Source organism: Candidatus Poriferisodalis multihospitum, assembly GCF_028283155.1.
Taxonomy (GTDB): domain Bacteria; phylum Actinomycetota; class Acidimicrobiia; order Acidimicrobiales; family Poriferisodalaceae; genus Poriferisodalis; species Poriferisodalis multihospitum.
This window is the reverse complement of record NZ_JAPYOK010000116.1, coordinates 1-14,397: the sequence shown is the minus strand read 5'-3', so window position 1 is coordinate 14,397 and position 14,397 is coordinate 1. Positions and strand designations below refer to the sequence as shown.

At 66.8% G+C, this 14,397-nt stretch carries 10 protein-coding genes and 3 pseudogenes; 10 read left to right on the top strand and 3 right to left on the bottom strand.

Annotated features, from left to right (window positions below; genetic code table 11):
* The 3 genes from VI480_RS13985 to VI480_RS13975 all read left to right on the top strand — a co-directional run.
* The coding region (locus VI480_RS13985) for a branched-chain amino acid ABC transporter substrate-binding protein (RefSeq protein ID WP_323673475.1) at window positions 1-1,278 on the top strand (1,278 nt) is incomplete at its 5' end.
* 276 nt (window positions 1,279-1,554) lie between these two features.
* The gene (locus VI480_RS13980; protein WP_323673474.1) at window positions 1,555-2,904 is read left to right on the top strand and encodes an SRPBCC family protein; all 1,350 of its coding nucleotides are present in this window, start codon (window positions 1,555-1,557) and stop codon (window positions 2,902-2,904) included.
* A gap of 60 nt (window positions 2,905-2,964) precedes the next feature.
* Window positions 2,965-4,059, top strand: a complete 1,095-nt coding sequence (locus VI480_RS13975; protein WP_323673473.1) for a hypothetical protein — start codon at window positions 2,965-2,967, stop codon at window positions 4,057-4,059.
* 139 nt (window positions 4,060-4,198) lie between these two features.
* Here VI480_RS13975 and VI480_RS13970 read toward each other — a convergent pair whose 3' ends face one another.
* Complete coding sequence (locus VI480_RS13970; RefSeq protein WP_323673472.1) at window positions 4,199-5,905, bottom strand: leucine-rich repeat domain-containing protein; 1,707 nt, start codon at window positions 5,903-5,905, stop codon at window positions 4,199-4,201.
* Between the two features lie 311 nt (window positions 5,906-6,216).
* On the opposite strand from VI480_RS13970, the gene VI480_RS13965 reads away from it, so the two are divergent.
* The 5 genes from VI480_RS13965 (at window position 6,217) to VI480_RS13945 (ending at window position 12,773) form a co-directional block, all read left to right on the top strand.
* Entirely contained in the window at window positions 6,217-6,759 is a 543-nt protein-coding gene (locus tag VI480_RS13965; RefSeq protein WP_323673471.1) for a hypothetical protein, read from the top strand.
* 167 nt (window positions 6,760-6,926) lie between these two features.
* Window positions 6,927-10,460: an error-prone DNA polymerase gene (locus tag VI480_RS13960; protein WP_416246702.1), complete on the top strand. Its 3,534-nt coding sequence runs from the start codon at window positions 6,927-6,929 to the stop codon at window positions 10,458-10,460.
* A gap of 120 nt (window positions 10,461-10,580) precedes the next feature.
* Complete coding sequence (locus VI480_RS13955) at window positions 10,581-11,123, top strand: hypothetical protein (RefSeq protein WP_323673469.1); 543 nt, start codon at window positions 10,581-10,583, stop codon at window positions 11,121-11,123.
* A gap of 76 nt (window positions 11,124-11,199) precedes the next feature.
* Window positions 11,200-11,913 (top strand): dienelactone hydrolase family protein, encoded by a 714-nt coding sequence (locus VI480_RS13950; RefSeq protein WP_323673468.1) that lies wholly within the window; start codon window positions 11,200-11,202, stop codon window positions 11,911-11,913.
* Window positions 11,914-11,918: 5 nt separating this feature from the next.
* Window positions 11,919-12,773, top strand: coding sequence for a metallophosphoesterase (locus tag VI480_RS13945; protein ID WP_323673467.1), 855 nt, complete (start codon window positions 11,919-11,921; stop codon window positions 12,771-12,773).
* A gap of 75 nt (window positions 12,774-12,848) precedes the next feature.
* On the opposite strand, the gene VI480_RS13940 is transcribed toward VI480_RS13945, so the two are convergent.
* Window positions 12,849-13,262 (bottom strand): hypothetical protein, encoded by a 414-nt coding sequence (locus VI480_RS13940; protein WP_323673466.1) that lies wholly within the window; start codon window positions 13,260-13,262, stop codon window positions 12,849-12,851.
* 260 nt (window positions 13,263-13,522) lie between these two features.
* Here VI480_RS13940 and VI480_RS13935 point away from each other — a divergent pair.
* Together VI480_RS13935 and VI480_RS13930 are read left to right on the top strand one after the other, a co-directional pair.
* Window positions 13,523-13,826: pseudogene (locus VI480_RS13935) on the top strand (transposase); the annotation flags it as partial.
* Window positions 13,801-14,113 (top strand): annotated as a pseudogene (locus VI480_RS13930) (integrase core domain-containing protein); the annotation flags it as partial. The pseudogenes VI480_RS13935 and VI480_RS13930, both read left to right, overlap by 26 nt.
* Window positions 14,114-14,189: 76 nt before the next feature.
* Here the strand turns inward: VI480_RS13930 and VI480_RS13925 are convergent.
* A pseudogene (locus tag VI480_RS13925) lies at window positions 14,190-14,397 on the bottom strand (pyridoxamine 5'-phosphate oxidase family protein); the annotation flags it as partial.

The following is a 14,397-nucleotide window of genomic DNA, read 5'->3' as shown; positions in this document are numbered from 1 at the left end:
GCGGTGCTCGCGGTGGTTCTCGCGGTGTCGTGCGCCGGCGAGTCCGGCCGCGAGGCCGGGGTCGGGGCGGGCGGCAGCGCGGTCGGCGGCGGCTCGTTGGGGGTCGTGGAGGTCGCTGCGGGCGAGGCTGTTCAGATTCGGTCGCTGGAGGCTCTCACCGGTGATTATTCGATCGTGGGTCTCGCGATCGACCGGGCGACCGCTATGGCTGTGGCCGATTACGGGCCGATCCGCGGCTTCGACGTGGACCTGGGCGCGAGCCTGGACGACCTGTGCTCCAGCGACGGCGGGCAGGCCGCCGCCCAGGCCATCGTCGCCGATGCCGACGTCGTCGGAGTGATCGGCACGTCGTGCTCGAGCGCTGCGATCGCTGCTGTGCCGTTGGTGACCGCAGCGGGAATGGTGATGATCTCCGCAGGCGCCACGTCTCCTGCGCTCACGTCGGACTTGGCGGGCAACCCGGGTCCCAACCGCACCCCGGGCTTCTACCGCACAGCCGCCAACGACGTGTTCCAAGCAGCGGCGATGGCCCAGTTCTTGCACGACGAGCTGGGCCTGAGCACCGCCGCGGCGATCCACGACGGCGACCCGTTCACCCAAGGTCTGGCATCAGCGTTCGCTGCGGCGTTCGAGGCAGAGGGCGGCACCGTCACCCGCCTGTCGGCCATCAACAAACAACACAGCGACATGGTGCCGGTGCTCACCGAGATCGCCGCGGGCAGCCCCCAAGCGCTGTTCCTGCCCATCTTCCAGCCCGCAGGCGACTTCGTGGCCAACCAAGCACCCGCAGTGCCCGGCCTCGAGAACACACTGCTCGTCGGCGCCGACAGCCTGCTCAACCTCAACTTCCTGTCGCTGCCGGCCTCGGCAGGCATGCACTTCACCGGCCCGGACCGGCGCTTCGCCGACAACATCAACCAGAGCACCGCCAAGACCGCCGCCGACGTCGCAGCCGACTACGCCGAACTCCACGGCCAACAGCCCGGCTCGCCGTTCTGGGCCCACGCCTACGACGCCACCACCCTGCTGCTCGAAGCCATCACCGCAGCATCGCGGATCGACCACGACACCCTCATGATCGACCGCGCAGCCATCCGCGAACACCTCAACAACATCGAGAACTACCAAGGACTCACCGGCCCCATCACCTGCGACGCCTACGGCGACTGCGGATCAAACCGCATCGTCATCATCCGCAACATCGGCGGCCAAGCCAACGCCCCAACCAGCATCGACAACATCGTCTACGCCTACCCCGACAACACCGACAGACAATGACCGGGTCTGTCAAAGCACCCTTGTGCGTGTGGTCCGGCGACGACGGACCAAGAATCCGGGCAGCAATGGCCGGCATCGGCGCCGACTACCGCACGATTGACGTATAGCCGTCGCTGCCGATCACGTGCCGACGAATTCGGCACGTCTCATTTGTAGAACTGGGACGTGGAACACAGCGTCGCCATACACAATAGATCGGGACAGTCATAGGCACGGTCTCGTGTGTCGGTTCGTAGGCTGTCAGCCCGTGGCACTGGTCGGTGCCAACTGCACAGTATGAGGTCGACCGACATGATCTATTCCTTGCGCGGTCGCCGTGCGCGTCTGCTCGCTGCGTCCGCTGGTGCCTTGCTGCTGTTGCTCACCGCGTCGTGCGGAGGTGATGACAGTGATGACGAGTCAGGCGCATCGCCATCCCCGATCACTGCTGCGGCTGCCGAGACTGTCCAGCCCTCTGAGCCGTCGCCCACGACCACGGCGGTCGACGACAGCGGCATGGATGACTCGGAGGACATGCCCGGCGACGGCATGGACGGGTCGCAGAGCGCCTCGAGCACGGAGACCGACGAGTCCGACGATATGGACGAGTCCGGCGATATGGCTGATGAGGGCTCCGACGGTGGCGACATGGCCGAGATGCTGGATCCGATCGGGGCGTTGGCGGAGGTGCGCACGCTCGACGACGGGTCGCTGCAGGTGTACTCCGAGATCGTCATCGCGGCCACGCCCGAGCAGGTATGGGCTGTGCTCACCGACTTCGAGACCATGCCCGAATGGAGCGACACCTTCCAAGGGCTCGCCGGCGACCTGTCCGACGGCGGCGAGGCCGTCGCCACGTTCCTCGTCGAAGGCCAGGCGTTCCCGTTCCCGCATGTGCTGAGCTGGGAAGAGGGCCGCTCGTTCGGCTGGTCGGACCCGCTCATATTCGCCCCGGGCATCGTCGACGACCACCGCTACATCGTCGACCGCACCGACGGCGTCAACACGCTGTTCGTCCAGTACGACACTCTCACCGGCGACGACCCCGACGTTCCCGCCGTCGTGCTGGCTGACCAGCTCGTGCAGGCTTACGCCTGGTTCAACCAGCAGCTCAAAGCCGAAGTCGAACGCCGGGTCGTGGGCGGCGGCGACATGGTCGAGACGCTGGACCCGCAGCGGTCGACGGCTGAGGTGCGAACGCTGGACGACGGGTCGCTGCTGGCGTACACCGAGGTCGTCATCGAGGCCACGCCCGAGCAGGTATGGGCAGTGCTCACCGACTTCGAGACGATGCCCGACTGGAGCTTCACCTTCCAAGGACTCACCGGTGACCTGTCCGACGGCGGCGAGGCAGTCGCGACCTACCTTGTCGAAGGCGCCCCGCTCGAATTCCCCCACGTCATCGACTGGGAGGAAGGCCGCTCGTTCGGCTGGTCCGACCCGATCCTGTTCGCACCGGGCATCGTCGACGACCATCGGTTCGTCATCGACCGCACCGACGGCGAGCGAACCCTGTTCATCCAGACCGACACCCTCACCGGCGACGACCCGAACTTCCCCGCAGCGATCCTCGCCGAACAACTTGTCACCAGTTACGAGTTCTTCAACCAGCAGCTCAAGACCGAAGTCGAACGCCGCTCGCCATAACGCCGGGCGCCGCCGAACACAACGGCCGATGTCCCGCGGGGTGTTGAATAGGCTTGAGCGATGAGTTCAAGCGGGCTGGAAGAAGCGCTCGCGAAGGCACGGGACACGCTCGCCTCTGGGGCGCTCACCAACGAGGCGCAAGTGCGCTCAGCGGTGATCACTCCGATTCTGCACGCATTGGGCTGGGATCCTGCGGATACGAGTCAGCGCCTGACGGAATACCCGGTGGACACGAAGCGCGTCGATGAGGCGCTCCTCGGCCCCAACGGCGCCCCACTGGTCTTCGTCGAGGCGAAGAGGCAACGCAACCTCAGTGTCAAGGCCGAGGACCAGCTCTTCGGCTATGCGAACAACAAGGGCGTGCCGCTTCTGGTGCTCACTGATGGCGATACATGGCATTTGTACCTGAGCATGGCAGCGGGCGAGCCAGCCGAGCGCCGGTTCGCTCATCTCACGCTGACCGAGTTGGATGATCTCAGCCGAGCGGCCCAAGACCTTCGTGAGTTCATCGGACGGGAGGAGGTGTTGTCGGGCAGAAGTGATGATGCAGCCAGGGCGCGCCTACAGCAGAACAAGAGCCGCGAGATCGGAAATAGTGGCCTGGAGTCCGCTTGGGCAGAGTTGCTGCGGGAGCCCGACGACATGCTGTGTGATCTGCTGATCGAGAGGGTGGAGGAGAACCTTGGCGCTCGTCCCGGCACGCAGGACACCGAGGACTTCTTGCGCGGACAGCTAATGGACTGGCGACCAGGCACACCGACTCAGGGCAATTCCGGCCAGAAGTCGCCACCTGAGGCCGGCAACCTGCGGGGCTTTCGCATCCGAGGCCGATCACATGATGCGGCGAGTGGCCGTGAGACGCTGACGCTCTTGGCGTCGGCGCTTGAGCGGCACACTCCGGGATTTTTGGAGGCTTGGGCTGCTTCCGGGCGACCGGACACCGAGCGGCGCAGGGCGGTGGGGAGCGGCGACGCTCGGCTGCAGGATGATGTGCTCAAGCGCGGGTATCGGCCGGTCGCGGAGTTTCCGGATTGGCATCTCTGGGTAAACGGCACCACAGAGAAGAAACTCACTTGGATGCGGCAAATGTCGGAATTGGCCGGACTCAAGTGGGGGCATGACGTCGAACCTGTCTTGGACGGCCCAACTGGCTGAAGTCAGGATCGCTGTGGTGCCAGTACGCGTGACGGGCGGCGCGGTCGGCTGCTTGCAGGGTCGATGCGACGGAGCCGTCAGCGGTGGGTCGGACAGCACCAGGGTCGCTGAGAGGGATGGTCGCTCTCGCGGCTGACGCTCACAGGCCCCGGTTCTGCTCGCATGCCTCCAATTCGAGTTCGTCCAGGTCGTTGTCGGCGATGTCGAGCAGTTCGGCCGGTATGCAACCGCTGAAGTCGTTTCCGGTGAGGTACAGGAGTGCGAGTTCGGGCAGGAACGCTAGATCGGCGGGGATCGGTCCGCTGAGTCGGTTGTTGTCGAGGTGGAGTTGCTCCAGCTTGGCCAAGTCGCCGAGTTCAGGCGGGATCGGTCCGCTGAACTGGTTGTTGTCGAGCCGCAGTTGCTCCAGATTGGTCAGCTTGCCGAGTTCGGGCGGGATCGCGCCGCTGAGCATGTTGCGGTTCACGCTGAGGTAGCGCAGCTCTGGAAGGTGTGCGAGTTCGACCGGCAGGGCACCAGTGAGCATGTTCTGATCCAGAATCAGCCGTTCGAGGCTCTCGAGACGGTCGAGTTCCTTCGGAATCTCTCCGGTCAGGCGGTTCCGGTCGAGATACAGATTCTCCAAGTTGGACAGCTTGCCGAGTTCAGGCGGGATGGCACCCGTGAGGCGGTTGCCTTGGAGGTGCAGCCGCTTGAGCTCGGTCAGATTGCCGAGTTCGGGCGGGATGGCGCCGGTGAGGTCGTTGTCATACAGGTACAGGTACTCCAGCTTGGCGAAGCTGCCGAACCCCAGCGGTATCCTGCCAGTGAGGCGATTGCCGTCGAGTCCCAGGACGACTAGGTCGTTCAGGTTGGTCAGCTCCAGCGGTATCTCGCCGGTGAACTGGTTCTGGCGCAGCCACAGGAACTTCAGGCCGGTGAGGTTGCCGAGTTCGGGCGGGATGGCGCCGGTGAGCTGGTTCTCGTCGACGTCGAGCGTGCGGAGGTTGACCAAGCCGGTCAGCTCGATGGGGATCGATCCAGTGAGTTCGTTTCGCCACAGCTCCAGGTTGGTGAGCTGCGTCATGGCACCCAGCTCGGGCGGGATGGTGCCGCTGAGCATGTTGCGGTTGAGCGACAGCACACGCAGTTCGGCCAAGTCGGTCAGCTCAGTCGGGATCAGGCCGGTGAGTTCGTTGCCGTCGAGGTCGAGCACGCTGAGCTTGTCCATGCCGCCGAGTTCGGTTGGAATCGGGCCGCTCAGGTCGTTCTCCACCAGCGACAGCACACGAAGATCGTCCAAGTCGGCCAGTTCGGGAGGAATCTCGCCAGCCAGGTCGTTGTTGCCGAGATGCAGGGACCGCAGCCTCGACAGATCAGCCAGTTCGGCTGGGATCTCGCCGGTCAGGTCGTTGCTGTCGAGGTACAGGACGAGCACGCACCCGTCGCTGTCGGTCGATACGCCGAACCACTCGTCGATCGGGGCAGCCGGGTTGAGCCAATTGGTGCTGTTGCGCCAGTCGGGACCGCCGGTGGCTGCATGGAGCGATGCCAGCGCGTCGCGGTCCTCAGCGCACGCCGCCGGGCCGCCGGGGAGCTTGAGCAGGTCCGACCACGGTGACCACTGCGGCTCGCCGTAGCGCTCGTCGCTGCTGCCCACCACGAACCAGTACGACGCGCCGGGCGCCAAGCCCGCCACGGTGTGCGAAGTCTGGCCGCTGTTGGCCACGCTCACCGAGACAAACGCGTCCATCCAGTCGCCGTCAGCCGTCTCAGCCGCCTCATAGTCAGCTTTGGAGAGCCAGCCGATGCGGTAGTACTTCGCATCTTCCACGGGATTCCAGCGCACAACGACCTCACCGGGCACGGACCCCACAGCCGCTCGCGGCTGCGGCTGCACTGTCGGCGCCGACAGGGCCGATGCAGCCGTGGCGCCGACGACAAGAACGGCGAACGCGACCACCGTCGCTGCGGAGGGTCGCAGCGACCGCGAGCCGAACCACCGCCGCGGTATTGCCCCTGTCGGGGTATGGCACGTTGGCATGAAGCTCTCCCTCGTCGGGCGCCAAAGATAGGGCGTGCAGCCCACCCGTCACCCCCGACGACGAGCACCACAGTCGAGGCGAACACATCATGACCATCCCCGCTTCGGCGGCTGCCCGCCACTAACTTGACCCGTTGATCCCGCCGCTGGTGACGAACATCTGGCACAGCCAAGGAGAGTTCATGCCCTACGACGCTGCATCGAGTACTGCGCCCGGCCTCGTCGGCGTGATCGCCAAGTTCAGCAGGCCCAAGACGATCGGCGTCGTGCTGAGTCTGTACTGGTGCCTGTTCTGGATCTTGAACGGTTTCGACAAGTTCCTCAACGCCGACACCTTCTACGGCGTGAACTTCAAGATGGCCTTGGAGGGAGCGTTGCTGCCGGCGCTGGGGCTTTCCACCTCGCTGGCATGGCCGCTGGCGATCATCGTGGGAATCATCGAAGTGGGACTCGGTCTGCTGTTCTTGGTGTCGTTGACCGCGTTCGCCACCGACAAACCGCACCGCTACGAGTTCGGCGTCGGATGCATCGGCCTCAGCGTGCTGTTCTTCGCGCTGCTCACCGCGGGAGCGATCCTGTTCGGCGCCCGCGACCATGTGATGACGCAGGGTCTGTTCATCGGCACGCTGCTCGTCAGCGGGCTGGTGCTGAACGCCGCCCGCCAAGCCGACGCCTGAGCCTCACGACCGATTGAATCGCCGCCGAGGCGGCTCAGATTGCCGCAGGCTTTGCTTGGGGAACGGCTTCGAATCGACCACCCCAAGCTGACTGTGCCCGTGATGACGGGACGGCCAGCGCGGAATGAACTTTCGTTCCGATACGAATTGCTTGCTACTGTGAGGTCGTGGGTTTCACGAATCCGGGGATCTCCTGGCGAGAGTTGGAGCGCCGACTCTCTGACCGGCCCCCTCAGGGCCGGTCCATCGGACCCAGCCGGCCGCCACTTCCCGGCCGACACGGTGGGGGCCGGCGCATTGAACACGGTTACGGCAAGGACCTCGCCGCGGGCAACGGGCAGGTCGAGCCTGTCGCCCGACCGCGGCCGGCAGTCCCCATGGTGCCGTATGCGGAGCTGCACACCCATTCCAACTTCAGCTTCCTGGACGGGGCGTCGAGCCCGGCCGAGCTGGTGGACGAAGCGGTGCGGCTGGGGATCGAAGCGCTGGCGCTGACCGATCACAACGGGTTCTACGGGGTGGTGCGCTTCGCGGAGGCTGCTGCCGCGGCCGGGCTGCCGACGGTGTTCGGCACTGAGCTGACGCTCGACGCTCATGGCGTTGGCAGCTCAGCGCCTCTCCAGCGCGGGCGGATGCGGCCGGAGCGCACCGGGTGCGCTGATCCTGCGGGGTCCCATGTCGTGGTGCTGGCTCGCTCGCCGACGGGATACGCCTCGCTGGGCGAGCTGATCTCGGCAGCGCAGATGGCGGGTCGCAAGCACGCCCCGCGCTTGAGCACCGGCGAATTCCTCGCAGCAGCAGCGGCGTATCGCGACGAATGGGCGATCCTCACCGGGCACCGCAAGGGTGCTGTCCCCGCAGCGCTCATGTCAGGGAGGCACGACGGCGGGCCGCGCGCCGCAGCCGCCCAGCTCGGCCGCCTCGTCGAAGCCGCCGGCCGTCACAACGTCTTCGTCGAGCTGTGGGATCACGGCGACCCGCTCGACAGCGAGCGCAACGACGCACTGGCCGCGCTGGCGGTGCGGGCCGGCGTCGAGCCGATCTGCACCAACGGTGTCCACTACGCCACCCCCGCCGGTCGGCGGCTGGCCACTGCTGTGGCCGCGGTGCGCGCCCAGCGCAGCCTCGGAGAGCTGGACGGCTGGCTGCCGCCAGCAGCCACTGCACACCTGCGATCAGGCGCCGAGCAGGCCCGCCGGTTCGCCCGCTGGCCGAGCGTAGTGGGTGCTGCTGCGCAGCTCGGCCGCGACTGCGCATTCGATCTGTCGCTGGTCGCTCCCAACCTGCCGCCGTACCCCTGTCCCGACGGTCATGACGAGATGTCGTACCTGCGGCATCTCATCACCCGCGGTGCGCTGGACCGGTACGGCCCTCCAGAAGCCGAGCGGGTGCCGGGCGCTTGGGCGCAGATCCGCCACGAGCTCGACCTCATCGACCAGCTCGGCTTCGCCGGCTACTTCTTGGTGGTGTACGACATCGTGCGGTTCTGCCACGACAACGAGATCTATTGCCAGGGCCGCGGCTCAGCCGCGAACTCGGCGGTCTGCTACTCGCTCGGCATCACCAATGTCGACTCGGTCGCGCTGGGGCTGCTGTTCGAGCGCTTCCTGTCGCCCGAGCGCGACGGGCCGCCCGACATCGACATCGACATCGAGAGCGGTCGCCGCGAGGAAGCCATCCAGTACGTGTACGAGCGCTATGGCCGCACCCACACAGCGCAGGTAGCGAACGTCATCACCTACCGAGCGCGCTCGTCGGTGCGTGACATGGCCCGGGCCCTGGGTTGGGAGCCCGGCCAAGCCGATGCCTGGTCGAAGTCGCTCGACAGGTACAGCCCGCTGCCCACCTCGAACGGCGCCTCGAACGGGTCCGCGGCCCAGCCCCATCGGGCAGGCCGGTCCCGTGCACGCGACTGGCGCGATGCAGGGCCTGAGCCGACAGGCAACGGCTCCAGCCCGTCGGGCCCCGGCCAGTCACAGCACGACGAGGCCGGCATTCCCGCCGACGTGGCAGAGCTGGCTGCTGCGCTCGAGGGGGCGCCGCGCCACCTCGGCATCCACACGGGCGGCATGGTGATCTGCGACCGGCCGGTGACGCACGTCTGCCCCATCGAATGGGCGGCCAAAGCCGACCGCTCGGTGCTGCAGTGGGACAAGGACGACTGCGCAGCGATCGGGCTGGTGAAGTTCGACCTGCTGGGGCTGGGGATGCTGTCGGCCCTGCACTACGCCGTCGACCTGATTGCCGAGGCACACGGCGTCGAAGTGGACATCGGGACGCTGCCCCAAGAAGACGAGGTCTACGAGATGCTCTGCCGCGCCGACAGCATCGGCGTGTTCCAGGTGGAGTCACGCGCCCAGATGGCCACCCTGCCGCGGCTGCGCCCCCGCCGCTTCTACGACTTGGTGGTGGAAGTGGCGCTCATCCGCCCCGGTCCCATCCAGGGCGGTTCGGTGCACCCGTACATCCGGCGGCGCAACGGTGAAGAGCCGGTCACCTACTTGCACCCGCTGCTCGAGAACTCGCTGAAAAAGACGCTGGGCATCCCGCTGTTCCAGGAGCAGCTCATGCAGATAGCCATCGACGTCGCCGGGTTCACGCCCGCCGAGGCCGACGAGCTGCGCCAGGCCATGGGCTCCAAGCGGTCCCGCGAGCGGATGGGCCGCCTGCGCGAGCGCCTGTTCAGCGGCATGGCCTCCCGGGGGCTGGTCGGCGACGTGGCCGAGCGGATCTGGGACAAGATGGTCGCCTTCGCCGACTACGGCTTTCCCGAGAGCCATTCGGTGTCGTTCGCCTACTTGGTGTATGCGTCGTCGTGGATCAAGCTGCATTACCCGGCGGCGTTCTGCGCGGCGTTGCTGAAAGCGCAGCCCATGGGGTTCTATTCCCCGCATTCGCTGTGCCAGGACGCTCGCCGCCATGACGTGGTGGTTCGCACGCCGTGTGTCAATGCATCCGCCGAGGCCGCCACACTGGAGCCGTGCGAGAACTCCACCGGCGGGGTGGCAGTGAGGCTCGGGCTGTCATCGGTGCGGGAGGTCAGCGACGACCTTGCCGGGCGGATTGCCGAGCAGGCTGCTGTCGGCGGCCCGTACCGCGGCATGGAGGACCTGTACTGCCGGACCGGCACCGGCTTGCAGGCGCTGGAGGCGCTGGCCACCGCGGGAGCATTCGACTGCTTCGGGCTGTCACGGCGCGAGGCACTGTGGGCGGCTGGGGCTGTGCATCAGGGAGGCTCGGACAGGCTCTCGGGGGTGGTGACCGGTGCAGAGCCGCCGCTGCTGAGGGACATGTCGGCGACCGAGACCGCTGCCGCGGACCTGTGGGCCTCCGGGGTAGCTCCCCTCGGGCATCCGACGAAGTTCTTGCGGACCGAGCTGGCTGCGGCAGGGGTTCGCACCGCCGCTGAACTGCTGACCTGCTCTGTCGGGAAGGTTCGCGTTGCCGGCTTGGTGACGCATCGTCAGCGTCCCATGACGGCCGGCGGCACGACGTTCCTGAATCTTGAGGACGAGACGGGTCTGGTGAATGTGGTGGTGTCGCGGGGATGCTGGCAGCGGTATCGCTCGGTTGCACGCGACATGCCCGTGCTGATGGTGTCAGGCCGTCTCGAGCGCAGTGAGAACGTGGCGAACGTGATCGCCGAGAGAATCGAAGCTCTCGATGTGCCTGCCTCGGTGACGAGCCGAGACTTCCGCTGAGACCAGGCCTGTCAGCTTGAGCCGGCACAGACGTTCCGAGTATCACCGTTGGATTGCCGCGGTGTGGCCGGTGGTACCATCGCCGTGCTCGATTGACGGATCCGATTCGGGAGATAGCTCATGAGGAAGCGGTGGTCGCGCCCCGCAGTCGTGTCGGCGGCGGGCCTGCTGCTGGCCATTGTCGGGCTGGTCGTGAGCAATGCGTGGGGCGGCGTGGACAGCATCCAGGCCGCCACGTCGTCGGAGGAGTTCGCGACGCTGGCCCACGAGCAGGGCAACCAGGTGCGGTGGGCGTCGTGGGCCGACATCGTTCTCATCGTCCCGGGCTACGGGATGTTCTTGGGCGGGCTGCTGGCAGTGCTCCGAGGCGACGACCCGAAACCGAGGAGTCAGCGAGTGGCTGCGGTGGGCCGGATGGTGCTGGTCGCAGCAGTGGTCTCGGATCAGACCGAGAACGCGATGCTGCAGTTGGGCATGGGCGGCGTCGACCTCGACGGGCCGGTGAGCGACGCTGCGGTCGATCCGAGCGGGTGGCTGATCGGAGTCTTGCAGGCGGCCTTCTGGGCGAAGTGGGTCTTGCTGTTGGGCAGCGTGGCGGCTGTCGTCACGCTGGCAGTCACCAGGCGTGCCGACAAGGCGGGCGCCTCGGCAGCGGCGATCTGAGACGGATGCACGCAGCGGCGTTACGGTCATGCCGTAACATCGCTCCCGCACGTACAGGCGACGACAGGAGTCCGTGATGCCTTCGAGCAAGTTCGAGTACCAAGCAGGAGACCTCGCGGCGGTCGGCCATCTGGCGGTTCCTTCGTCGCCGGGTCCGCATGGGGCGGTGCTGGTGTGCCATGAGGGCCCGGGCCAGGACGACCATGTCCGCGGGCGGGCGGATCGCATCGCCGATGAGCTGGGGTTCGTGGCGCTCGCGCTCGACTACCACGGCGGTGCCGCGATCCTGGGGCCAGACGCCTATCTCGCCCGGCTGTTGGAGCTGCGCGACGATTACGAGCAGCTCCTCACGGTGGCTCGGGCAGGCTTGGAGGCGTTGGTCGGGCAGCCTTCGGTCGACACCGGCCGCGTCGCTGCGATCGGCTATTGCTTCGGCGGCACGATGGCGCTCGAGCTTGCCCGGGCAGGTGCCGATCTGCGAGCCACGGTGGGGCTCCACTCGGGATTGGAGATGTCCGAGGCGGGATCGTCGTCGAGCATTTCGGGCAGGGTGCTGGTCGCGGTCGGCGATGCTGACCCGCTGATCCCCCAGGAGCACGTGGACGCGTTCCGCGACGACATGAGCGCGTCTGGCGTGGACTGCACCGTCGAGATCTACCCCGGCGCGGGGCACAGCTTCACCAATGCGGCCGCGGACGCGTGGGGCGTTCCCGGCATTGCCTACGACGAGGCAGCAGATCTCGCCAGCTGGGACTCGATGGCCGCGTTCCTCCGAGACACCATCGGGTAGCCCCGATGCTGGCGGTCACCCAGTTCAGCGACACACATTTCTCGACGCCGGGCCACCGCAGCCACCACGGCCTCGGGTATGACACCGACGAGGCGTGGGCACGGGTTGCGGCCGATGCCTACGGCGACCCCAGCATCGTCGGGGACCTGACGATCGTCACCGGCGACATCGCCGACAATGGCACGCCTGCGGAGTACGACGTCGCTGCCCAACGGCTCGGCGACGTGCCGACGCCGCTGGTCGTGCTGCCCGGCAACCACGACCAGGAGGAGCCCTTCCGGGCGTTCGCCGACCGCACCGGGCTGTCAGCGGATCGGACGCTCGAAGCCGGCAACTGGCTGTTCGTGTTCCTCGACAGCAACTACGAGGGCAAAGGGCTCGACGCAGACGGGCGTCCGGTCGACTATCGCACGCGCCGGGAGAGCAACGGCCGTCTCGGACCAGGCGAGATGGACTTCGCTGCCAGCGAGATCGCATCATCGGCGGCCGACCACGTGTGGCTGTGGATGCACCACCCTCCGGCCATGACAGGCGACACCGCCGCGTTCTCCAACCCGGACTTCACCGACGAAGTGGTCCGGCTCGTTGAGTCCCACCAGCGCATCCGCGGCGTCAGCGCCGGACACGTGCACACCGACATCGAACACACCGTCGGCGGACGGCCGCTGTACCTGTGCCCCTCGCTCACCATCAACGTCGACACCACAGCATGGACCTGGCTGCCGCCCGGCTACCGCACCTACCGATTCCACGACAACGGCACCGTGCACAGCACCGTCCATTTCGCCGAAGACCCCCAATGGCCCCGCACCAACACGCCCGACGCCATCGCCGACTACTTCCGCGGCGGCGCCGCATAGACCGTTCGTCGCTCCGCTGCGGGACCGTTCCCACAGCAGTGTTCATTCTGGGCGCGGTAGCGCGAGAACGCCGGCCTATGGGTCGCTGAGCGTGCTGGCCTCACCGCTGACGGGCCGACCGCTGATGTCGAGTGTCGTCTCGATCCGCGCCAGCCGGTCAGTGTGATCCAACAGCACGGCGTCGACTCGGTCGAACCCGCGGTTCATGTCGTTTCGGAGGCTGCCGATCTCCGCGTGCATCTCGGCGCGGAGGCTGCCGATCTCGGTGCGCAATCCGTCGATCGCGGAGACCATGAAGATGAACATGCCGCCGAGCAGCGCAGTGATGATGCCGCCGAAGGCGGTGACGACGAGCGTCATGGTGCGCAACTGGGCGGCACCGGGCTGGTGAACAGGCGCGGCGGCAGCGGTCGGCGCGGCGGGTCGAGTCGGCTCAGACTCGGCGGCCTGCATCTCGCCGCTGTCGGTCACGGTGTCGATGGAAGCCATGCCTGCCCCACACTCGACGCGACAGGTCAATCAACAGGCACCAGGCCAGTATTTTGTGGAGTCACCGCCGAGCATGGGACCGGACCGTAACCCCCTGGCTGAGAGCCCCGGCAAACCCGACAGTGACACTCGGGAATTTTGTGTATCCGGATGTGGTCTGAGGGTCCTTGGCTGGGTGCTGTGGGCCGGGGAGGATCATGTCTGTGACTGATCTTGACATGCCGGCTGTGTCGGCGAGCGAGGCTGCCGGTGAGGCGGCGATGGCCGAATGGGCTGAGCGGCTGGTTGCTCAGGCGCGCGCTGAGGGCGCGGGTGCTGACCGGCGACGGCGGTCTGTTGACCGGGCTGGTGCGCCAGGTGCTCCAGACGGGCCTCGAGGTCGAGATGACCGAGCATCTCGGCTACGAGCGCCATGCTCCGGAGGGCCGCGGGTCGGGCAACTCTCGCAACGGGACGACCCCCAAGCGGGTGACGACCGAGATCGGCGAGGTCGATCTTCGGGTGCCTCGTGACCGGGCGGGCACGTTCGAGCCGGCCACGGTGCCCAAGCATCGGCGCCGTGCCGTCGATCGGGTCGGTCGGCGATTCCTGCGACAACGCCCTCGCCGAATCCGTGAACTCGCTGTTCAAGACCGAGCTGATCACAGGACCCCAACAAGGACCCTGGAAAACGGTCGACGACGCCGAGCTCGCCACCCTCGGCTGGGTGCACTGGCGGGGACACCCGCCGCATCCACGGCTACCTCGACGACCAGAGCCCCGACCAGTTCGAAGCCGCCCACGCTGCGGACAGAACCGACCACACCGACAAGAAAAACCCAAACACTCAGCCTGCACAAAACCCAAGGTGAACCAGCCAGATGCCAGTCCGTGGCCTGTGTCGGGTTGAGTTATCCACAGGGAAGCAGTGCCTGTGGATAACTGTGTTCAGTATAGGCGCTGGCGGTTGGCTTCGTCCTCTGAGGCGTCAATCTCGACAGCGTCGGCACCGTGTATCTGGTCGGCGAGCACTTGGCCGTACGTGGGATAGGCAGAGCGGTCGATCCGGGCGGCAGGGTCCCACAGTCGTGAGCGGATGAGCGACCGGCCGCAGTGCAGGAACGCTTCGGAGACGTCGACCTGCAAGCCCGACAGC

What these genes read in the sequence shown, in the direction of transcription:
- VI480_RS13945 (WP_323673467.1), top strand. Translation starts at nt 11,919, where the DNA reads ATGCTGGCGGTCACCCAGTTCAGCGACACACATTTCTCGACGCCGGGC.
- VI480_RS13980 (WP_323673474.1), top strand. Translation starts at nt 1,555, where the DNA reads ATGAGGTCGACCGACATGATCTATTCCTTGCGCGGTCGCCGTGCGCGT.
- VI480_RS13955 (WP_323673469.1), top strand. Translation starts at nt 10,581, where the DNA reads ATGAGGAAGCGGTGGTCGCGCCCCGCAGTCGTGTCGGCGGCGGGCCTG.
- VI480_RS13940 (WP_323673466.1), bottom strand. Translation starts at nt 13,262, where the DNA reads ATGGCTTCCATCGACACCGTGACCGACAGCGGCGAGATGCAGGCCGCC.
- VI480_RS13950 (WP_323673468.1), top strand. Translation starts at nt 11,200, where the DNA reads ATGCCTTCGAGCAAGTTCGAGTACCAAGCAGGAGACCTCGCGGCGGTC.
- VI480_RS13975 (WP_323673473.1), top strand. Translation starts at nt 2,965, where the DNA reads ATGAGTTCAAGCGGGCTGGAAGAAGCGCTCGCGAAGGCACGGGACACG.